The following is a 20,338-nucleotide window of genomic DNA, read 5'->3' on the forward strand; positions in this document are numbered from 1 at the left end:
GAAAGCGGCGTCCAGTTCCCACCGGATTTGTTGCCGACCGCAGGGTGAGCTGGGCGAACCGGACAAGCTAACCTTGCCGGCATGCGCCTACCCGGACCGCAGCGCAGCCCCCGCGCCGGCGAGCCCGCCACCGACCTCGACGAGGTCACCGGCTGGGCACTGGCGGCGCAGGCGGGCGACCGCGCCGCGGCCCACGCCTTCGTCGAGGCGACCCAGCACCAGCTCCGCCGCTTCGTGTCGCACCTGGTCGGCCCGGGTGAGGCCGACGACCTGACCCAGGAGATCTACCTGCGGGCGATGCGGGCGTTGCCGGCCTTCGACGCGCGGTCCACGGCCCGCACGTGGCTGCTGGCGATCGCCCGCCGGGCCTGCGCGGACCACATCCGCTACGTGTCGCGCCGCCCGCGCCTGGCGGCCCTCGACGACTGGCAGCCGGTCGCGGAGGCCGAGCTGGCCCGGGACCACGGCGGTGCGGGGTTCGAGGCCGGGTTCGCGCTGACCGATCTGATCCACGCGCTGGACCCGGAGCGCCGCGAGGCGTTCGTCGCGACCCAGATCGCGGGCCTCAGCTATGCCGAGGCGGCCGAGGTGTGTGGGTGCCCGGTCGGCACGATCCGCTCGCGGGTGGCCCGGGCACGCGCGGACCTGGTGGCCGCGATGGCGGACCGCGAAGGCCACCGCCTGCGCTCGACCAGCTGACCCCCGCTTTCGTCCCGCCCGCCTGACGCGAAACGCCAACGACCGGAGTGTCGGCTTGGCAGGATGCGAAAGGGACGAAAAGCGGAAAAGGGGCGGCAATGGCTGCGAGCGAGACCCCGGGCAAAGGCCATTGGGACGTCATCGTCGTCGGCGGTGGGCAGGCCGGTGAGACGGCCGCCCAGTACGCCAGCCAGTTCTCGGGTCTTGCGACGGTGCTGGTGGAAGAGGATCTGATCGGCGGCGAGTGCGAGTACTGGGCGTGCCGTCCGAGCAAGGCGCTCCTGCTGCCGGTCGAGGCGCAGAGCCTGGGACGGGACCTTCCCGGCGTACGCGAGATGATCGCCGGCCGGTCCTTGGACGTCGCCGCGGTCCTGGCCCGACGCGACGACATCGCCTTCCACTACGCCGACCCGCAGGAGGTCGAGTTCCTCAAGATCAACAACATCGACTTGGTACGGGGGCGCGGGCGGCTGGCCGGCGAGAAGACCGTCTCGGTGACCGCGAAGGACGGAACCGTCAGGACGATCACCGCCGGCCACGCGGTGGTCCTCGCGACGGGCAGCTCGGCGTTACTACCACCGATCGAGGGTCTGGCCGAAGCGTTCCCGTGGACCTCGCGCGACGTCACCGCGCTGCGTGAGGTGCCGGGCCGGGTGGTGGTCGTCGGCGGCGGCCCGGTCGCCTGCGAGTCGGTCACCTGGTTGCGTGCGCTGGGCGCGGAGGTGACGCTGGTCCACCGTGGGCCGCGACTGCTGACGACGATGGAGCCGTTCGCCGGCGACTTCGCGCTCCGTCATTTCGCCGAGGCGGGGATCACGGTGCGACTCGACACGAACGCCGTGCGGGTCCACCGGCAGCGGGCGCGGGACGCCGGTGTCGGCCACATCCATGGCGGAGCGGTGACCGTCAGCCTCGACGACGGCGACCAGCTCGAGGCGGACGAGCTGGTGGTCGCGGTCGGCCGCCGGGGCGGCACCGACGACATCGGGCTCGATACGGTCGGCGTCGCCGCTCCACACGGCTACGTCGACGTCGACGACCAGTGCAGGGTCGTCGGCACCGACTGGCTCTACGCCACCGGGGACCTGACCGGTCGGGCCCTGCTGACGCACATGGCCAAGTACCAGGCCCGCGTCGCCGGGGACGCGATCACCGCCCGGGCGCTGGGCAGGTCCCTGACCGACCCGCCGTTCGACGGCCTGACCACGGCCGAGTACGAAGCCGTACCCCACGTCGTCTTTCTCGACCCTCCACTGTGCGCGGTGGGCCTGACCGAAGCCGCGGCCCGCGAACGCGGCATCGACGTCGAGACGGCCGAGTACGACATCGCCGGAGTCTCGGGGGCCGCGATCGCCCGGGAGCACTACGACGGGCGCGCGAAGCTGGTCGTCGACCGCTCCACGGACACGCTGATCGGCGCGACCTTCGCGGGCACGGCCACGACCGAGCTCCTGCACTCGGCCACGGTCGCGATCGTCGGCCGCGTCCCGGTCAGCAGGCTCTGGCACGCGGTGGCCAGCTTCCCGACGGTCAGCGAGATCTGGCTGCGCCTCCTGGAAACCCTGCAAAGCCAACGCCGCCGGCCGTAGCCGACCACTATTCACCATCTGGACTCTCGCGTTCGCACACACAGTCATTGTCCGATTACGATCAGTGCATGGGTGCCGTCCGCGGATCGAGGTGTCCGTCTTGGTCTACGTTCCGATATCAAGGCCCGCGCGGGCGAGCTCCTGGCGCTCGACCACCTGTCCGGAAGTGGATGTCTCCCGGGCGGAGGCGATCGGGAGGAAAGCCGTCGCCTGGGCGAGGCGCCAACCGTGGCGGTCCGTCACCGTTGCCGCGGCGGCGATGCCCGACTCGGACGCTGACCGACTTGGACCATGGCACGAAGTCGAGATGGCCCGCGCGGAACTAAGCATGGCCTTGGACCCACCCGCGCCCGTCGAGGCCGCGCTGATCGGCGCTGGACGAACGCCTGGTCGCGCTGTGGGCGCGGCGCGACCTGCGCTGCGGCGCCGGCGCCATCATCGCCACCGGCCCGCTGTGACCTTGCCGTCGCCTGTCGCTGGACCCACGGCGGAGGTCGAGCTCTGGCGGGAGCGACGGTCGTGCCCACGGCGGACCCGAGTCCGCCATCGATCTGTCAGCGCAGTTGACCTGTCGCGTGCAGGTGGTCGAAGACGAGGCGGTCGACGGCCGACACCCGGTCGCGGTCGGCGTAGCCGAGCCACGCCAGCTCCGCGATCTCCGTATCGGGATGTGGCGTGCCGCGATGCTCGGCGGTATAGCAGGTCATCGTGACCCGCGTGCCCGGCGCGTGCCCGTGTGCCTCGTCCTCGAAAACGCCCACCGGCGTCTCGGTGCCCGCGACGATCGTGACCCCGAGCTCTTCGCGGACCTCGCGCACCAGCGTCCGCGGTCGCTCTCACCAGCCTCGCGCCGTCCACCGGGCAGGTAGAACAGCTCCCGCCCGTGGTTGCGTGAGCACAGGATCGTGCCCTCGGACAGCAGGATCCACGCGACCTTGTCGATGGGGTCCGGCATCAGAGGTAGCGGCCCACGGGGGTGCGTTCGATCAGTTTCCAGGCGAGCCAGAAGCAGACCGGGATGCCGATGCCGGCCACCGCGATCGCTTTCGCCTCTGCCGGCAGGTCGAAGGGGCGCAGCATGATCGCTAGGGTGAGCAGGACCGGTGCCTGGAGGACGAAGGCCGCGAACGAGCCCCGGGCGCAGCGCCGCCAGAGTTGGCTGACGCCTTGCAGCCGGTCCTGGGCCAGGCCGAGCACCCAGACCGAGCCGGCGACCACCAGGACCGCCTCGACGGTGGCGAGCAGCAGCGCTTCCCAGTGCCAGCCGCCCTGGTACGGGGCCGCGTCGTCGGCGAGGTCGCCCAGGCCCACCGTCCACGCGTAGACCGGCAGCGCCAGCACCGTGGTGATGACCGCGACGCCGCAACCGCGGCGCAGGCCCTCGGGGACCCGTTTGGCCCAGCCGAACCGGGCCGCCGCCACGCCCAGGCCGAACATGGCCACGCACTGCGGCCACTGCCAGACGTGCAGGTCGAGCACCTGCTTGCTCTGCGCCGGGAACCAGAGCCGCACCATGAAGGACGCCAGCGCCACCATCCCGATCAGCGTCACGAGCTGGCGGCCACCGAGGGTCGTCGGTCCCTCCTCGGTGTCCTCGACGCGGCCGTCTGCGCGGGCGCGGTCCCTCGCCCAGACCAGCGCGGCGTAGGCGAGCGAGACGTAGAGCAGGATCTCGGCGAACCAGAGCGGCCCGGAGTCGAGGAACGGGTGCCGGTGCGTGAACTCCCACCAGAACGAGACCTTGTAGCCGGCCGACAGGTAGGCGAACCACATGAACAACGGCCAGACCAGCAGGGCGAAGAGCAGAAAGGGCACGCCGAGGCGCACCAGCCGCTCGCTGGCGAACTTGCCGGGACCCTTGCGGGCCATCGCCGCCGGCGCGAACAGGCCGGCGATGAAGAAGAAGGTGCCGATCACGAAAAGGGCCGTCGGTCCGACGACGACGGCCATGGCGAGCTCAGATTTTGGATGGAACGTGGTCTCCTGGACTTCGTCGTACGGCCACCCCCCGATGGCCGAATAGCCCAGCAGCGCATGCCCACCGATGATCCACGCGACCATCACGGCGCGCAGGTTGTCTACGTGCGGAAGCCTCTCGACCCGCGTAACCGACCCCATCGTGGCCATCCGGACCCCCTCTCCGAATCCATGGCGCACATTCAAGATTGCCACCGCAAGCCCGTCATCGGGGACAACCGAAGGGTCAGGGTGCGCATCGTCACTCGCCGGCGACAACCAGTCACGCCCTTTGTCCCGATACGCTCGGCCGTCATGGAGGCACAGATCCGACCACTGGTGCCGGCTGACTGGCCCGCTGCCCGGCGGATTTACCAGGCCGGCCTGGATACGGGTGAAGCCAGCTTCGAGACGGTCGCGCCGGATTGGGCGGCCTTTGACGGCTCACGGCGGCCTTCACATAGATTTGTCGCAATGTTCGATGGACGCATGGCGGGGTGGGTCGCGGTCTCCGCGGTCTCGAGCCGTCCCGTGTACGCCGGGGTGGTCGAGCACAGCGTCTACGTCGACCCGGAGGCGCGGGGGAGGGGCGTGGGTGCGGCGCTGCTCGGCGCGCTGATCGCCTCGACGGAGCGGGCGGGCGTCTGGACGATCCAGTCCGGCGTCTTCCCGACCAACGTGGCGAGTCTGCGGCTGCACGCGGCGGCGGGCTTCCGGGTGGTCGGCACCCGCGAACGCCTGGGCCGGCGGGACGGCCGGTGGCGCGACGTGGTTTTGCTCGAACGCCGCAGCCCGGTGGTCTAGCGAGCGTCGGGAAGCTCGCCGGTGAGCAGCGCGTCGCCGAGAGCGGTGCGCCGGTAGAGGACCCCGCGCCCGCTGCGCCGGCTGGTCACGAGGCCGCCGCGGTGCAGGACTCCCAGGTGGTACGAGATCGTCGCGGTCGCGCGCCCGTCGAGCTCGCTGAGCGCCTGGGTGGTGTGGGGCTCGTCCAGCCGGCGCAGGATGCGCAGGCGGGTCGCGCTGATCAGCTCGCCCAGGTGCGTGGCCCGGTCCACGTCTCCGGGGTCGGAGTGCAGTGCCGCGGTGCCCCGCGCCGGATAGGTCAGCTGCGGGGTCCGCGGCCGTTCGGCGGCGAGGACGACCGATCCGGCGAGGGCGGTGCAGGGCGTCAGCAGCACCCCGTCGTCCGCCCAGTCCACCATCACGTCGTACGGGCGACGCAAGGTCAGTTCGTGTCCGTCCCAGTCGAGCTCCGTCCCCAGGGTGCCGATCATCGCGGCGAGCCCGCGCTCGGCCATGACCTCGGACCGGTGGGCGACATCGGCATCGAGGACGGCCGTGACCCGGGGCCAGTCCTCGGCGATCGCGGCGTCGAAGAAGCGGCCGAAGGCGTCGGCGGCCTCCCGGGCCAGCGCGGCCTCGCCGGCTCCGATCAGGTCCGCGAGCACGCCGGGCGCGGGACGGCGCCAGCGTAGGTAGCGCTGCTCGTCGCCGAAGGACTCCGCGAACTCGCGGTGCACGGGCCGGCCGGCGAGGCCGAAGTCCAGTTCGCGTGCCACGTCGTCCGGCGGTGTCGCGGCGATCGCCTCGACCGTCCGGTCGCGCGTCTCTCGCGGCTGCCGCGGGTTGGGGGTGAGGAAGTCGGGCACGTACGGGTGGTCGGCGGGCACCAGGGCGTGCAGCAGGTCGACGGTCCAGGCATCCAGCCGCGCCAGCGCCCGGGAGTGCCAGCGTCGCGCGTGCGTGGGAAGCGTGGCGGACCGCCTGCCGCGCAGCGTCGCCATGACCTCGGACGCGGGAGAGGTCGCGAACCGCGACCGCGCGAGGGTGGCGACGTCGGTGGGTATTCGGATGGCCATCGGGACACTCCCGCTCTCGATTCGAAGAGGATCGAATGTCTGGCATGCAGACCTCGTCGGCGCCGAGACTGAGACCCGTTTGATCCCGTTTATCCACGGAAGGCGATTGCGTTGTCAACGTTGATGGTGGACTACATCATTTCGCTCGACGGCTACGGAGCCGGCGAAGGCTGGCCCGGTTTCTGGGGCATGGAAGGGCCCGAGTACCTCGCCTGGTTGACGGACGACAGTCAGCAGGAGCTCGTCCACCTCATGGGTGCGACCACCTTCACGCTCATGGCCGGGTTCGCCGCCGAGGCCGACGACGCCGGGTCACGGGCGTTGACCGCGGCGCGCAAGGTGGTCTTCTCCTCGACGCTCACCGAGCCGCTGTCGTGGGCCAACTCCGAGCTGGTCCGGGGCGACGCGGTCACGTACGTGCGGGAGCTCAAGGAGCGCGAGTCGCGGCCGCTGCGTACCCTCGGCAGCCTCACGCTGAGCCGGTCGCTCATCGCGGCCGGGCTGGTGGACCGTTTCCGCGTGGTCGTGTTCCCGGTGATCACCGGTGTGACCGGCCGGGAGCGCATCTTCGACGGCTACCCCGACCTGTCTCTCGAGCTCGTCGAGAGCCGCACGTTCGACGGCCGGCTCCAGCTGCTCGAGTACGCACCCACGGTGCTCGACGGTCCTCCTAACGCGTAACCAATGTGTTACGCTTCCTGGGTGGACGAGGTGGCGGGTGCGGTCGCTGACGGCGTGCGGCGGGAGATCCTGCTGATGCTCCGCGACAGCCCGCTGACGGCCGGCCAGATCGCGGACCGGTTCGCGATCAGCCGGCCGGCCGTCAGCCGCCACCTGCGCGTGTTGCGCGAGGCCGGCCTGGTGCGCGACGAGGCGGACGGACGCCATCGGGTCTATGCGCTGGTCACCGCGCCGCTCGACGAGCTGAAGAGCTGGCTGGACGAGCTGACGAGGCCGTCGGCCTGGCAGCGGAGCTTCGACGCGTTGGAGACCGAGGTCTACCGCACCCGGCGCGAGCGGCGCACGGCCGCCCGGCCCGACCGAACCCAGGAGAGGACCGCATGAGCCCGACACCCACGGGACGACTGTTCGGCAACGACCTCGTGCTGACCCGCACGTTCCGCGCACCCGTCTCGGACGTGTGGGCGAGCCTGACCGAACCGGAACGCACGGCGCGCTGGTTCGGACCGTGGAAGGGCGCCGCGGCACCGGGAAGCACGATCGAGGTCCAGCTCGTACAAGAAGAAGGTCAGCCCTGGATGGACTTCACGATCGAGGCGTGCGAGCCGCCGAGCAGGCTGGCCCTGACGGCCGACGACTGGCACCTCGACCTGGTGCTGGCGGAGGACGGCGGCGTGACCGAACTGCGCTTCACCCAGCACCTGACCGACCCGGAGGGCGTCGGCTCGATCGGCCCTGGCTGGGAGTTCTACCTGGACGCGCTGGTGGCCTCGCGCGAGGACCGTCCACTGCCGAGCTTCGACGACTACTACCCGGCGATGAAGGACCACTTCGACGCGCAGCGATAGGCCGCGCGAGACCGCGGTCACAGCGGTTCTCAGGGGTCCAGGGACCAAAACACCGACCCGCGGTGTTGTTGCAGGTGACGCCGCAGCCAGCGGCGGCAGAAGAGGAGAGATCGTGTCACACGACTACAGCAAGACTCCGGACGCCCTCAGCCGTCTCACTGACGACCAGTTCCACGTCACTCAGCAGGACGGCACAGAGCCCGCGTTCCGGAACGAGTACTGGGACAACCACGAGCCCGGGATCTACGTGGACGTGGTCTCCGGCCAGCCGCTGTTCTCGTCGACCGACAAGTACGACAGTGGCACCGGATGGCCCAGCTTCACCAAGCCGATCGAAACCGACGTCGTCCGGACAAAGACCGACAGATCGCTCTGGATGACCCGCACCGAGGTGCGGTCCGCCGGCGCCGACAGCCACCTCGGCCACCTTTTCGACGACGGCCCGGCCGACGCGGGAGGCATGCGGTACTGCATGAACTCGGCCGCGCTGCGCTTCATCCCGGTCTCCGAGCTCGAGGCGCAGGGGTACGGGGAATACCTTTCGCTATTCGAGTCACGCGTCACGAACGGCACGAAGGAGAACGCATCATGACCAGCGGAGTCAACGACACCGGACGAGTCACCCGCGAGCCGGGCACTGAGACGGCCGTGCTGGCCGGCGGGTGCTTCTGGGGCATGGAGGACCTGATTCGCCGGCAGCCGGGGGTGCTGGACACGCGCGTCGGCTACACCGGTGGCGACAACGACCACGCGACGTACCGCAACCACCCCGGCCACGCCGAGGCGGTCGAGATCGTCTTCGATCCGACGCAGACGACGTACCGCGACATCCTGGCGTTCTTCTTCCAGATCCACGACCCGTCGACGTTGAACCGCCAGGGCAACGACCTCGGCACGAGCTACCGCTCGGCGATCTTCCCGCTCACCGAGGAGCAGGAGAGCGTGGCCCGCGACACCATCGCGGATGTCGACGCGTCGGGGTTGTGGCCGGGCAAGGCGGTCACGACGATCGAGCCCGCCGGCCCGTTCTGGGAGGCCGAGCCCGAGCACCAGGACTACCTGATCAACTATCCGAACGGCTACACCTGCCACTTCCCGCGGCCGGACTGGGTGCTGCCCCGGCGCAGCGCGACCTCAGCCTGACGCGAGACCGATCGGGCGCGTCCACCGCCGAGGCGATGGACGCGCCCGTGGTGCGTCAGCGGCCGCGTCGGCCGGTCGGTCCCGCCGCGGGGTTGACCGGCTTGGCCGCCCTGGCCGTGGCCGGGAACTCCGCGATGCCGTACGCGAAGGTGAACGCGACCGCGTCGAGCAGCACGTGCACCGGCCCGCCGGAGTTGTAGACCGAGATGGCGTCGTCGTGCGCCGGATGCCAGCCGTGGCCCACCGTGAACGCGTTGGCCAGCGCGGTGTTGGCCGGATAGTTCAAAGTGGACGTGCCGGGACGCGTCGGCACACCGTACGGGTAGATGGTCAGATGCCCGCCGGTCACCGCGTTGACGGCCGTCACGTTGCCGTGCATGGCGTCGGCGTAGCGCACGAGAGCGCTGGCGACCACGTGCATCGTGGCGCCGCTGCGGAGCCGGCCCTGCCCGTCCAGGGCGTCCTTGTTGATGACCAGCTCCCGGCCGGCCGTGGTGCGGGTGTCGACCAACCGGTCCGGAACGATGGGCACCAGTTGGCTGGTGTTCATCGTCGTGTGCACGACGAAGGTCGAGTCCGGCCGCTGGACGACGTAGATGTTGCCGGTCTGGTCGACACAGATCGAGCCGACCGGGTCGTCGGTCAGAACGGTGTTGCTCGGCACCAGCCGCAGTGCGGGGCCGCCGGCGTTGTCGAGCGCCAGCAGCGCGGCCCCGGCGTTGCCGGTGAGCTGCGTGGGCGTCACGTCGGTGTTGGCACCCTGGACGATGGCGTCGCCCGGGTCGGCCTGTGCCGGCGAGCCCGCCGCCGCACCGACGGCGCTCACGCCCACGACGCCCGCCGCGACCGTGCCGGCACGGCGCAGCAGGCGCCGTCGTGCGATGGTTCCCTCAGACATGCGAATGTCCCCCGTTCGCGAAGTGGATGAGGGCACCAGTGTCTGGGCCAGCGGCCTCTGGGTGGCGTTGAGCATCGGCTATCTGACGGTGTGGAACCTTTTGCCAAGGTCACGCAGCGTCCGCGCGGTGCCCGCGCCGAGTTCGAAATCGGTCCAGTTCGGAAGCTGTATAAACGACAACCTGTAGTAGAGTGAGTCCGCCAACGACAGTGCGTAGTAGACGGAGGCGGTCACTGATGCCGCGTCGGGCGAAGTCGTTAACGTCCCTGCCGGGTCAGGCGGGCCGGGAGGTCGAGGATCGGCTCGGCGTCGCGACCCCGTTGCGCGGGATTCTCAACAAGGTCTTCCCGGACCACTGGTCGTTCCTGCTCGGCGAGATCGCGCTGTTCTCGTTCATCGTCCTGCTGCTGACCGGCACGTTCCTGACGCTGTTCTTCGACCCGTCGATGCGAGAGGTCGTCTACAACGGCAGCTACACGTCCCTGCGCGGCGTGCACATGTCCGCGGCGTACGCCTCGTCGCTCGACCTCTCCTTCGACGTGCGCGGCGGCCTGGTCATGCGGCAGATGCACCATTGGTCGGCGCTGCTGTTCATGGCATCGATCGTCGTGCACATGCTGCGGATCTTCTTCACCGGCGCGTTCCGCAAGCCACGTGAGCTCAACTGGATCATCGGCTCGCTGCTGTTCTGGATCGGTTTCCTCGCGGGCTTCACCGGCTACTCGCTCCCCGACGACGCCCTGTCCGGCACCGGCCTGCGCATCGCCTCGGGCATCCTCCTGTCGATCCCGGTGATCGGCACCTGGGTGACCTCGTCGCTGTTCGGCGGCGAGTTCCCCAGCGACATGATCATCGGCCGGTTCTTCATCCTGCACGTCCTGCTGATCCCCGCCCTGCTGGTGGCGTTGATCGCCGTCCACGTCGGACTGGTCTTCAAGCAGAAGCACACCCAGTGGCCGGGACCGGGACGCACCAACTCCAATGTGGTCGGTGAGCGGATGTTCCCCCGGTACGCGATCAAGCAGGCCGGCTTCTTCCTCGCGGTCGCCGGCGTGATCGCCCTGTTGGCCGGGGTGCTCCAGATCAACCCCATCTGGCTCTTCGGCCCGTACGAGTCGGCGGTGGTCTCGGCGGCCTCGCAGCCGGACTGGTACGTGATGATGCTCGACGGCGCGATCCGCCTCATGCCGGCATGGGAGATCACCCTCCCGGTCGGCGACGGCTACGTCATCCCGCCGATGTTCTGGCCCGCCGTCGCCCTGCCCGGCCTGCTCACCACGTTGCCGATGGCCTATCCGTTCATCGAGGCCCGGCTGCACAAGGACAACCTGCGGCACAACCTGTTGCAGCGCCCGCGTGACGTTCCCGCCCGCACGGCGCTGGGCGTCATGGCCGTGGCCTTCTTCCTGGTCCTGGCCGTCTCGGGCGGCAACGACGTGATCGCCGACAAGTTCCAGGTCAGCCTCAACGCGCTCACCTGGGCCGGCCGGATCGGCCTGTTGATCGCGCCGCCGATCGCCTACTGGACGACCTACCGGATCTGCCTCGGACTGCAGCAGCACGACCGCGAGGTGCTGGCCCACGGCGTCGAGACCGGCATCATCCGGCGCCTGCCGGACGGTCGGTTCGTCGAGGTCCACCAGCCCCTGGCCACAGGGAAGGACGGAATCGCGTACGCCGGCTGGGTCGTACCGAAGAAGATGAACCGGCTCGGCGCTCTGGGGCCGGCCGTCAAGGGCTTCTTCCGGCCACTCGAGCGGCCGGCCGAGGCTCCGGTCTCGCCGGGCCACCCGCCGGTGGAGTCGCTCGAGGAGCGTCAGGAACGTAAATCGATTGCGTCGTGAGCGTGGTGTGGTTGGGTCCGGTGCATGGAGATCACCGTGGCGCGTGCGACTCCGGAACGGCTCGGCGAGATCGTGGAGGTGGTGGCCGGCTGGCAGCACACCGGTGGGCCGGTCCAGCTTCATCCCGGCGACCTCGGCTGGAACTGGAGCCTGGGCGCGGAGGCGTTGGCCCGGGCCGTTCGGGTGTGGAGCCGTGACGGGCAGATCCTGGCCGTCGGCATGGTCGACGACGACGCCCGCCTGATCCGCATGGGCATCGCGCCGAGCGTCGACGACGACGCCGCGTTCGCCGCCCAACTGCTGGCCGACCTGTCGGATCCGGCGCGGGGAGTGCCGCTCGACAGTGTCGAGGCCCGCTCCGGTGCCGCTTTTCGCGAGCTCCTGCAGCGCGACGGTTGGGTGGCCGACGAGCCGTGGACCCCGTTGTCCCGCGACCTGACCGGGCCGGTGGACGACTCGGGGCTGAGGATCGAGGTCATCGGCGCGGACAACGTGGGGGACCGGATCGTCCAGGACCGGGTCACGGTGCAGCGGGCGATGTTCGCCAACTCGACGTTCACCCTGGAGCGCTGGCACGCGATGGCGGCGGCCCCGTCCTACCGTCGGGCCCGATGCCTGGTCGGGTACGACAGTGCGGGCGTGCCGGTCGCCACGGTGACAGTGTGGTCGGCAGGGGAGGGGCGACCGGGTCTGCTCGAGCCTTTGGGCGTCCACCGCGACCACCACGGTCGCGGATACGGCCGCGGCATCACCCTGGCCGCTGCCGCCGCGCTGCGAGAGCTGGGATCCTCGACCGCGACCGTGTGCACCCCGAGCGGCAACACCGGCGGCGTGGCGACGTACGTCTCGGCGGGCTTCCAGAGGCTGGCCGACGTCACGGACTTCCGACGCCCTGCCTAGTGGCGGAAGTCGGAAAACGCGAGGAACAGAGGTCGCGGAGACCCCGCGCCCGTGGGTGAGGTGTGCCTGCGAGCCGTACCAGGCCGGCTGAGACCGATTAGCCGACACGCAAGCGTTACCCATGAGGTACTGGCGCAGATTGGTTTGTAATGGAAACCTATCCGCATGACTACTGACTCGGTGTTCGCCGGGGACGATCCCCGCCGGTTGTTGTCCGACGTGCGCGCTCTCGCTCACCGGGTGCGCCTCGACCAGCGGGTGACGCCGGTCGCCCTGCTGGTGCTCGCCGCGGTGAGCTTGGTGGCGATTCCCGTCGACTGGCTCTTCCTGAACGCCGACTGCGGAAGCGCGGCCATCGAGAGCGGCGCACCCTGCCACGTCCGGGGGCTGACCAGAGGGTTCTACTGGCTGCCCGCGCTGCTGCTGGCCTACTCCGGAATCGCCGTGTACGCCGTGCGGGTCACCCGGGCGCGCGGGCTCGGCGCGCGGGTGCTGCCGTACGTGCTCGTCGGCGTCACGCTGGCCGTCCTGTCGGCCGCCGCCTGGCTGGTGGCGTTCTTCGCCCTCGACCCGGCGCGCGCCGAGCCGTTCCCGGCCTGGGTGATGGTGCTCGACCGGCTGATCGCCCCCGAGGGCACGATCGGGATCGCCCTGCTGGTGCTGGCCTTGCTCGAACGCCACGTCGCGCTGCTGGCGTTCACCCTCGGATATCTGACGCTGATGCTGGTGCCGACCGACCTGTTCAGGATCCCGCCGGCGTTTCTGGGCTTCCACACGTTCTTCCTGTTGCCGCACCTCCTCAGTGGCGTCGCGCTGCTGCTCGGCGGGATCGGCTTCGCGCTGGCCCGTAGGGGGGCCCGGTGACCACCGAGATCGAGGAGCCCGCCCACCCGGTGACCGGCCTCGACGACGTCGTGCACCAACGGGTCCGGCTCGGCATCCTGACCATCGCCCACGAGGCGCGCCGGGTCGAGTTCGGCTATCTGCGCACCCAACTCCAGCTCACGGCCGGCAACCTTTCCCAGCACCTCAGCGTCCTCGAGACGGCGGGCCTGGTCGAGGTCGAGAAAGGGTACGAGGGCAAGCGCGGCCGCACCTGGATCACCCTCACCCCGGCCGGCGACACCGCGCTCGCGGAGGAGATCGGGCGGCTGAAGCAACTCATCGCCCGCGTCGAGACCGCCGACGGCTAGGAGTACGAGGAAGGGGGTGTGCTCGCGCGAGCATCTTTCGCTCAGGTGAGCTTGCCGTTCGCCGCCTTCACCGCGCCGTCGCCGGCGAACGAGACCGACGAGCCGCGCCAGTTGACGCTCGGGGCGGTCGTGCAGCCGCCGTTGGCCGTCACCAGGTCGATCGACTTCTTCCTGCCCTTGCTCAGGTGGACCGTCTTGCCCGGGAAGCCGAGGCCGTTGTCGGCGTTGACGAGGCACACCGTGTCGTGGTCGACGACGAGCTTCGCGCTAACAGCCTCCCCGGCCGCGGCCACGATCGCGGCGGGCTGGTTGGTCTGGACCCCGTCGGCGCCCATCGCACGGGCCAGCAGGAACTGGGCGACCTCCTGGTCGGGACCGGCGTCGTACGCGTGCGGCATGACCAGCGCGCACGCGTCGTGGGCGGCGACGACGGCCTCGGGCGGGTACTCGGCCAACGTCGAGCCGAAGACCTTCGCGACCGACCCGATCTCGTACAACAGGAAGTTCGGCTCCCAGTCGGGTGGTGCCGTCGACGGTCGAGTCGTGCATCGCCACGAACCGCCCGTCGCGGGTCTGCTGCACGTCGACCTCGACCAGGTCGACGCCGTAGGCGAACGCGTACTCGTAGGACTTGCGCGTGTTCTCGGGAGCCAGGTCGTTCGCGCCCCGGTGGGCGGAGATCAGCACGTTGGCGGAGCCCTTGTCCGGGGTGCCGGCGTCGACCCACCGGCCCGGCTCCGGCACCCGGTCGCACTCGGGCTGCCGCACCAACGGCTTCAGCGCGGCGATCAGCTGCCGGTACTGCTCGACCCGAGGGTCCTCGGCCGCGTGCGCGGCGGTGCCTGCCGCGAGCAGGCCGGCCGTGACCACGGTGGCGGCAACCAGCGATCGCATGCCCATGTCAATCCTCTCGACGATCTCGCAACGTCGTCGAGCGTTCGGGGCCAGGGTGAATCCGGGATGTCGGCGAGGCTCACCGACGACGAAGCCTGTCCAACAGCGACCGGCGCCGGGGTGACCTGGTCAACGCACCGCTGCCGTCGCCAGGCCACGCCTGGAACGCGGCGGTCACTTCCCGCGCGCGCTCCAGGGTCTCGCTCGGCATCTCCGGCGTGATGTAGACCAGTTGCGCCACGGAAGCGCCGATGGTGAGCGGCCTGGTCTCCGCCGCCTCGCGCATGGTCAGGAACCTGGTCTCCACCAGCTTCGCGACGTCCGCGCGGCACGCGGGATGAACCCACGCCGCCGCGACCAGGCCGTAGAGCGCGGCCTCGGTGATCCAGTCCTCGACGCCGTACGCGAGGTCGACCAGCAGCTGTCGCCGGGCCGACGTCAGCCACGGCTGCTCCGGTCGATGATGCAACAGACCGAGGCAGCACCAGGCCTGCAGGTAGCGTTCCCAAAGACCGGGCAGGCGGTCCCAACGACCGGCCGGCATCTCGGGCGGATGGACCATGCTGGCCAGCAGGTCTTCGACCGACACCTGCGCGAGGGGAGCGGCCGCGTCGTACATCAGCGGCGGCGGCGCCCACGGCAGGCCGGCGAAGGCGGCCGTGATGGCAGCGGCACCGGCGGTGCTCGGCGGGTCCATCGCCGGCGCTGCTGTGACACCGTCGAAACGCCACTGCACGATGCCGGGCCTCAGCGCCTCGCGCGGATCGGGTCGGCCGGGATCGCCCATGGCGACGACCGCCTTCGGCCACCAGCGGTGGAAGGTGGCCACCGCGCTGGGAACCTCCATCGAGGAGATACCGAGCTCACCGGGTACGGAACGGCTACGCGCGTCGAGTTCGGCGAGGATCTTGATGCACGACTCGGTCGCGGCCGGGACATGGGCGAGCCAGGGGAGCCCGTCGCAGCTGCTGACCAGCGCGAGCGACTCGTGGTGCGGCGCTGACCGCGCGCGCAGCCGGTCACCCAGTGCCACGAGCTCTTCCAGGGTGGTGCTCTCAGACATGTAGCCGTCCCAAGGTGAACGGCGGTGGCCCCCGACGGGGCGGCCACCGCACGACGGTTCAGAGAATGCTGACGCTGGCCAGACCGCTGTTGTCCTGCAGGTTGTCCTCGGGCGAGCTGGTGGTGACAGTCGCCCGCACCGGCACGCTGTCGCCCGGGCTGGCGGCGGGCCTGACGGTCGCCCACAGGTTGAGGGAGTCTCCCCAGCCGTTGACCAACTGGTACCGGGTGCACCGCCACGCCGGGCCGCCGGCGGCCGGGTCGTCGAGGAAGTCGCAGTACCAGCCCTCGCCGAACTCCTCGGACTGCGGCTGCAGACCCGCCGGCACGGGAACCGTGACGTAGACCTCCTCGGCGGTCATGTTGCCGGTGTTGGTCACGTCGACCGTGATGCCGACGGTGTCGCCGATCCGGGCCTGCTCGGTGACGTAGAGGTTGGTGATGGCCAGGTCGGTGACGCCGCGGATGTAGCTGACGGTCGCCTGCCCGGTGTTGTTGGCGGTGGACAGCTCACTGCCGGACGTCGACGCGACCGCGGTGACCGTGGCCGTCTGGCCGACCTGCGCCGCGGGGAACGAGACGAAGAACCGCAGGGTCGCGCTGGCGCCGGCCGCGAACGGCCCGTGCGTACACGACAGGTCTTCGCGGAAGTCGCACTGCCAGCCCTCGGGCACGGAGTTCCCGTCGGTGAAGAACCCGCCGGGCGGCATCGTGTACGAGACGGTGACGTCCTGGGCGGCCTTGGTGCCGGCGTTGCGCACGTCGACCCGCACGGCCGACCCGCCGCCGACATCGACGACGGTGGCGGGATCAGCGCTGGCGCTGACGACCAGGTCGGGCCGGTTGGGAGCGGCGAGGGCAGGGCCGGCGGGCAGTCCGACCAGCACGAGGGTGGTCAGGACGCCGAGGGTCAGGGTTTTGCCGTGGAAGGACATGGGTGCCTTACTGAAGCAGGACTCGACCCAGCAGGGCCGAGGAGAGCGCTGCGACGCTCCTCCTACTCAGCGGCGGCGGCGCGGCATCCGTTTCACCCCTCTCTGGCCAGGCACACCCGAAACCGCCTGGGAAGCGTCGCCGAGGCGGCGTGGTCAGCCGGCCAGGGCATCGCCCAGGGCCGTGCGGCGGTATTGGACCGTTCGGCCGCTGCGGCTGCGGCTGACCAGGCCCGCGTCGCGGAGGACCGAGAGGTGGTCTCCGACGGCGCCCAGGCTCATCCCGAGTTGTGCCACCAGTTGGCTCGTGCTCGCCGGCTCGGCCAGCGCCATCAGCAGCGCGGCCCTCGACCGGCCGATCAGCCGGTCCAGGCGGTGCGGCGACGGGGTTCCGGTGCTCGTCCAGGCCTCGGTGACGCCACCGGCCCGGTAGACCAGCGCGTACGTGTGCGGCGGGTTCAGGCTCAGCCAGCCCCCGCTGGACGCGCTCGGCACGAAGAGCAGGTCCGCGCCGGTCAACCGGTGCGACGGCCCGGGCATCGTGGTCAGGTCGATGCGGCCGTCGGCCCGCCACCGCAGGTCGGAGCGCAGCCCGTCGAGCGCGCGTGCCCAGCCGTAGGTGGCCAGCAAGCCGGACCGCCGGATGATGTCGCGTTCCAGGCCTGCCCGGACCCGGGGCCAGTGGGGAGCGATGACCGTCTCCCAGTACGCCGCGAACGCGTCGGCCAGCCGGTCCGTGACGCCGGGGCGGGTCAGGGTGGCCGGCAGGGACAGCGGCGGCCCACCCCGCTGGGCGGCGGCGCTGGCCCGCAGGTCGCGCACGGCGCGCTCGTGCGGGGTGGCCCGCAGCGCCGCCAGCTCCTCCTCGATGGTGGTGTCCACACCGGACGGTGGCATCGAGATCACGTCCGGGAGCTCCATGGTCTGGTGGATCACCGTGGCCAGCGCGCGCAGGATCGGGTCGGCCGCCGCCAACGCGGACCGGGTCGAGGCCACCCAACCCGGGTCGAGGCCGGGCTCGCGCCAGCCCGCCGCCACCAACAGCGCGCCGGTCAGGTTCGCGATCGGGGACATGGCGAAGCGGGCCTTGGCCAGTTCGTCCGGGCCGACCCACAGCACCGCCATCGTTTCGCCCCCTGACGAAACAATAGACCGCCTCTCCCGGGTGCTGGAGGGTGCGGTCCGTGGTCACCTACCGGGCCGTCTTCGCCCTCCGTGAGTTCCGTGCCCTGTTCGTCTCCGGCGCGATCTCGGTCGCGGCCAAGACGATCGAACTGCTGGCGCTCTCCGCCCTCGTCTTCGTGCACACCGGGTCGCCGCTGCTGGCCGCGGTCGCGTACCTCGGTGGCTTCCTGCCCCAGGCGCTCGGCGCCCTGACCCTCCTTTCGTTGGCCGACCGCCTGCCGGCCCGGGCCGCGCTGGTCTGGTGGCGGCTGGTGCACGCCGGGCTCATCGCCACGTTCGCGACCGGCCTCCTGCCGATCTGGGCCATGCTGGTGCTGATCATGGTGACCGGAGTCGGCGACGCGGTCGTCGGCGCGGTCAACAACGCGGTCGTGGTCGAGGTCCTGCCGGCCGACGCGTACGTCGTGGGCCGGTCCGCGCTCAACGCCTCGACCGGCGCGATGCAGATCGTCGGCTTCGCCCTCGGTGGCACGCTGCTGGCGCTGATCGGGCCGACCGTCGCGTTCTGGGTCGCCGCCGGCCTCGGCGTGCTCGGCGCCGCGATGGTCCAGATCGGACTGCACGAGCGTCCACCCAGGACGGTCGGTCGGGCGTCGGTCGGCACCACCTGGAGCGGCAACCGCCGCCTGTTGGGGGAGCCGCGTCTGCGCAACCTGTTGCTGGCCCAATGGTTGCCGAACGGGCTGATCGTGGGCGCCGAGGCGATGTTCGTGCCGTACGCGGGTAACGCCGCCGGTGTGCTCTTCGTCGGGGCCGCGGCCGGCATGCTGGTCGGTGACGTCGTCATCGGCCGGCTGACGGGTCCAGAGCTGCGGGCCAGGATCGGCTATCCCTTGTACGCCCTGCTGGCGCTGCCCTACCTCGCCTTCGTGCTGCACCCGAACGTGGCCTGGGCGACGGGGCTGGTGACGCTCGCGTCGTTCGGCTACGCGGGCACGCTGGCCATCCAGGAACAGTTCGTGGCCGACGTGCCGGAGGACCTGCTCGGGCAGGGACTAGGGCTGGCCGGCAGCGGCATGCTGACGGTGCAGGCGATCGGCGCGACGACCGTCGGCGCGTTGGCCGAGCTCGTCACGCCGGCCGTGGCGATGACCGTGGCGGCACTCGGCTCCCTGCTCGTGACCGCGACCCTGGCCGGGTCGGCGGCCCGACGTCACGATCGCGGAACGGTGACGGTGGTCAGCCAGTGACGACCGCGGTGTCGGCGTAGAGCTGGACCGTGTTGATGCGGCCGTCCGCGACCCCGAAGAGCCAGAGGTTCGCTATCTGCTTTTGTCGTCGAAATCGGCGGGCGGGGTCACGTCGAACACCGTCAGGTTCTCCTTGGTGCGCTCCAACCAGGTGTACGCGGTGGTCTGTGTGCTCTCACGGTTGTCGTACGTACTGGTGATGATGCTGCGACAGGGGAGGTAGGTGTGCGGGTCGACCCAGATCTCCAACTTCTTGGGTATCGAGCGGACATTCCTACCGCTGCCGTACGTGACCGTTGTCTCCGCGTGCAGCCGCAGCGTGTCGCGACCGTCGACCGTCTCGTTGCCGACGACCTCGAAGGTGCCGTCCGTGATGGCCCTGCTGATGCTTTGCGGCTCCGGGGCGGGAAGGTTCTCGAAGGGATCCGGCGGCGGCATCCGCCCCAGCCAGGGTGTGGCCGTGTATCCCTCCGCCCACCAACGAAGCAGCCATTGCACCTCGAGCCACCGCCGCCCGCCATCCGCGTCGTCTTTGGTGATGGTGGTCCAGGACAACCGCTTCCCGTCATCCGCGTACAGGTCCTCCCGCGAGCGACCGGTCGCGGCATCGGTCCAGACGGCACGGCGACCCGAGCGTTCCAGCAGGAGATAATCCGTGGTCCGGGCGGGTGCCTGGGGACTGACGGCGACCTGATCCGGACCGGGCCCGGTGTGCAGACCGTCCGGGCCGGTGGGGACCAGGAGCCCCACCGCCGCGACCGTGGCGGTCAGGACAGCGGCGCCGGCTCCCACCGCCAGCCGCTTCCGTTTGGCGCGGCCGCGCAGCCGGCGGGCGAGGTCCGGAGCGGGGTGGACATCGGACACCTCGTCGCGCAGCAGGGTGCCCAGTCGCCGGCCGAACTGGTCGTCGTCACTCATGGTGTGCCCTCGCAAGGTTGGTGCTGTCGTTGTCGGCCAGCAGTTCGCGGAGCCGGGCCAGGGCCCGGGAGGTGTAGGACTTGACCGTTCCCGGCGGCATGTCCAGCAGTTCGGAGGTCTGTTCCACGCTGCGGTCCTCGAAGTAGCGCAACACGACGACCTGCCGTTGCCGGACCGGCAACTGCGCCAACGCCTCGAGGACCTGGCGCCGCTCGGTGACCCGGTGGTCATGCGAAGCGATGGCCGCGACGCCGTCGTGCGAGGGCGCCAGCGGTCTCTCCCGGACGCGGCGCATGAGCCACCGCACCCGATCGCGCGAGAGGTTCAACAAGATCTTCCGGACGTAGGCCTCGGGCGAGTCGCGCGCGCTGGCCCACCGCCGCGCGGTCCGCAACAACGCGACCTGAAGCAGATCCTCGGCATGCCCGCGATCGTTGGTGAGCAGATAGGCGATCCGCAGCAGCGCGGTCGACTCGCGCTCGACGAAGGCCTCGAAGGTGGGATCAACCCGCATGCCCCTCAGAACTCCGTCCCGCCCGGATCGGTT

General features: G+C 70.6%; 22 protein-coding genes and 2 pseudogenes. 13 read left to right on the top strand and 11 right to left on the bottom strand.

Annotated elements, in window-relative coordinates:
• Positions 1–81 precede the first annotated feature (81 nt).
• Positions 82–699, top strand: a complete 618-nt coding sequence (locus AB0J88_RS06520) for a sigma-70 family RNA polymerase sigma factor (protein ID WP_364356392.1) — start codon at positions 82–84, stop codon at positions 697–699.
• 98 nt (positions 700–797) lie between these two features.
• Positions 798–2,288, top strand: coding sequence for an NAD(P)/FAD-dependent oxidoreductase (locus AB0J88_RS06525; protein ID WP_364356389.1), 1,491 nt, complete (start codon positions 798–800; stop codon positions 2,286–2,288).
• Between the two features lie 554 nt (positions 2,289–2,842).
• Here the strand turns inward: AB0J88_RS06525 and AB0J88_RS06530 are convergent.
• Positions 2,843–3,243 (bottom strand): annotated as a pseudogene (locus tag AB0J88_RS06530) (NUDIX domain-containing protein).
• The gene (locus tag AB0J88_RS06535) at positions 3,243–4,415 is read right to left on the bottom strand and encodes an acyltransferase (RefSeq protein ID WP_364356386.1); all 1,173 of its coding nucleotides are present in this window, start codon (positions 4,413–4,415) and stop codon (positions 3,243–3,245) included. The pseudogene AB0J88_RS06530 and the gene AB0J88_RS06535 overlap by 1 nt, the downstream one beginning before the upstream one ends.
• Before the next feature lie 144 nt (positions 4,416–4,559).
• Between AB0J88_RS06535 and AB0J88_RS06540 the strand changes: the two genes are divergently transcribed.
• The gene (locus tag AB0J88_RS06540) at positions 4,560–5,048 is read left to right on the top strand and encodes an N-acetyltransferase family protein (protein WP_364356383.1); all 489 of its coding nucleotides are present in this window, start codon (positions 4,560–4,562) and stop codon (positions 5,046–5,048) included.
• Here the strand turns inward: AB0J88_RS06540 and AB0J88_RS06545 are convergent.
• Positions 5,045–6,103 (bottom strand): winged helix-turn-helix domain-containing protein, encoded by a 1,059-nt coding sequence (locus AB0J88_RS06545; RefSeq protein WP_364356380.1) that lies wholly within the window; start codon positions 6,101–6,103, stop codon positions 5,045–5,047. The genes AB0J88_RS06540 and AB0J88_RS06545 overlap by 4 nt on opposite strands.
• Before the next feature lie 111 nt (positions 6,104–6,214).
• On the opposite strand from AB0J88_RS06545, the gene AB0J88_RS06550 reads away from it, so the two are divergent.
• The 5 genes from AB0J88_RS06550 to msrA all read left to right on the top strand — a co-directional run bounded on the left by AB0J88_RS06550 (position 6,215) and on the right by msrA (position 8,775).
• Complete coding sequence (locus AB0J88_RS06550; protein ID WP_364356377.1) at positions 6,215–6,784, top strand: dihydrofolate reductase family protein; 570 nt, start codon at positions 6,215–6,217, stop codon at positions 6,782–6,784.
• A 21-nt stretch (positions 6,785–6,805) separates the two neighbouring features.
• Positions 6,806–7,168: a metalloregulator ArsR/SmtB family transcription factor gene (locus AB0J88_RS06555; RefSeq protein ID WP_364356374.1), complete on the top strand. Its 363-nt coding sequence runs from the start codon at positions 6,806–6,808 to the stop codon at positions 7,166–7,168.
• Positions 7,165–7,632: an SRPBCC family protein gene (locus AB0J88_RS06560; RefSeq protein WP_364356371.1), complete on the top strand. Its 468-nt coding sequence runs from the start codon at positions 7,165–7,167 to the stop codon at positions 7,630–7,632. Before AB0J88_RS06555 ends, AB0J88_RS06560 begins: the two co-directional genes overlap by 4 nt.
• A 112-nt stretch (positions 7,633–7,744) precedes the next feature.
• Entirely contained in the window at positions 7,745–8,224 is a 480-nt protein-coding gene (gene msrB, locus AB0J88_RS06565) for a peptide-methionine (R)-S-oxide reductase MsrB (protein ID WP_364356368.1), read from the top strand.
• Positions 8,221–8,775, top strand: a complete 555-nt coding sequence (gene msrA, locus AB0J88_RS06570; protein WP_364356365.1) for a peptide-methionine (S)-S-oxide reductase MsrA — start codon at positions 8,221–8,223, stop codon at positions 8,773–8,775. The genes msrB and msrA overlap by 4 nt, the downstream gene beginning before the upstream one ends.
• 55 nt (positions 8,776–8,830) lie before the next feature.
• Here the strand turns inward: msrA and AB0J88_RS06575 are convergent, their stop codons facing one another.
• Entirely contained in the window at positions 8,831–9,673 is an 843-nt protein-coding gene (locus AB0J88_RS06575; protein ID WP_364356362.1) for a hypothetical protein, read from the bottom strand.
• Between the two features lie 236 nt (positions 9,674–9,909).
• On the opposite strand from AB0J88_RS06575, the gene AB0J88_RS06580 reads away from it, so the two are divergent.
• The 4 genes from AB0J88_RS06580 (at position 9,910) to AB0J88_RS06595 (ending at position 13,610) form a co-directional block, all read left to right on the top strand.
• A complete protein-coding gene (locus tag AB0J88_RS06580) occupies positions 9,910–11,517 on the top strand; it encodes a ubiquinol-cytochrome c reductase cytochrome b subunit (RefSeq protein WP_364356359.1) in 1,608 nt (535 codons plus the stop codon).
• Positions 11,518–11,541: 24 nt separating this feature from the next.
• On the top strand, positions 11,542–12,417 hold the full coding sequence (locus AB0J88_RS06585; protein ID WP_364356356.1) for a GNAT family N-acetyltransferase: 876 nt from the start codon (positions 11,542–11,544) through the stop codon (positions 12,415–12,417).
• A gap of 165 nt (positions 12,418–12,582) precedes the next feature.
• A complete protein-coding gene (locus tag AB0J88_RS06590; protein ID WP_364356353.1) occupies positions 12,583–13,281 on the top strand; it encodes a hypothetical protein in 699 nt (232 codons plus the stop codon).
• A complete protein-coding gene (locus AB0J88_RS06595) occupies positions 13,278–13,610 on the top strand; it encodes a transcriptional regulator (protein WP_364356350.1) in 333 nt (110 codons plus the stop codon). The genes AB0J88_RS06590 and AB0J88_RS06595 overlap by 4 nt, the downstream gene beginning before the upstream one ends.
• A gap of 41 nt (positions 13,611–13,651) precedes the next feature.
• Here the strand turns inward: AB0J88_RS06595 and AB0J88_RS06600 are convergent, their stop codons facing one another.
• The 5 genes and pseudogenes from AB0J88_RS06600 to AB0J88_RS06620 form a co-directional block, all read right to left on the bottom strand.
• Complete coding sequence (locus AB0J88_RS06600) at positions 13,652–14,107, bottom strand: hypothetical protein (protein WP_364356723.1); 456 nt, start codon at positions 14,105–14,107, stop codon at positions 13,652–13,654.
• A gap of 28 nt (positions 14,108–14,135) precedes the next feature.
• Positions 14,136–14,510 (bottom strand): annotated as a pseudogene (locus tag AB0J88_RS06605) (glycerophosphodiester phosphodiesterase family protein); the annotation flags it as partial.
• 73 nt (positions 14,511–14,583) lie between these two features.
• Positions 14,584–15,567 carry a hypothetical protein gene (locus tag AB0J88_RS06610; protein WP_364356347.1) on the bottom strand — a complete coding sequence of 328 codons (984 nt, stop codon included), beginning with the start codon at positions 15,565–15,567 and terminating at the stop codon, positions 14,584–14,586.
• Positions 15,568–15,625: 58 nt separating this feature from the next.
• Positions 15,626–16,501, bottom strand: a complete 876-nt coding sequence (locus tag AB0J88_RS06615; RefSeq protein ID WP_364356344.1) for a CARDB domain-containing protein — start codon at positions 16,499–16,501, stop codon at positions 15,626–15,628.
• A 153-nt stretch (positions 16,502–16,654) separates the two neighbouring features.
• The gene (locus tag AB0J88_RS06620) at positions 16,655–17,623 is read right to left on the bottom strand and encodes a winged helix-turn-helix domain-containing protein (RefSeq protein WP_364356341.1); all 969 of its coding nucleotides are present in this window, start codon (positions 17,621–17,623) and stop codon (positions 16,655–16,657) included.
• A gap of 59 nt (positions 17,624–17,682) precedes the next feature.
• Here AB0J88_RS06620 and AB0J88_RS06625 point away from each other — a divergent pair, with 59 nt between their 5' ends.
• Positions 17,683–18,873 carry an MFS transporter gene (locus tag AB0J88_RS06625; protein WP_364356338.1) on the top strand — a complete coding sequence of 397 codons (1,191 nt, stop codon included), beginning with the start codon at positions 17,683–17,685 and terminating at the stop codon, positions 18,871–18,873.
• Positions 18,874–18,945: 72 nt separating this feature from the next.
• Here the strand turns inward: AB0J88_RS06625 and AB0J88_RS06630 are convergent, their stop codons facing one another.
• Both AB0J88_RS06630 and AB0J88_RS06635 read right to left on the bottom strand, forming a co-directional pair.
• Complete coding sequence (locus tag AB0J88_RS06630; RefSeq protein WP_364356335.1) at positions 18,946–19,791, bottom strand: hypothetical protein; 846 nt, start codon at positions 19,789–19,791, stop codon at positions 18,946–18,948.
• On the bottom strand, positions 19,784–20,305 hold the full coding sequence (locus AB0J88_RS06635; protein WP_364356332.1) for a SigE family RNA polymerase sigma factor: 522 nt from the start codon (positions 20,303–20,305) through the stop codon (positions 19,784–19,786). Before AB0J88_RS06635 ends, AB0J88_RS06630 begins: the two co-directional genes overlap by 8 nt.
• Between the last annotated feature and the right edge of the window lie 33 nt (positions 20,306–20,338).

It is taken from the genome of Asanoa sp. NPDC049475 (genome assembly GCF_040676915.1).
Classification (GTDB): Bacteria; Actinomycetota; Actinomycetes; order Mycobacteriales; family Micromonosporaceae; genus Asanoa.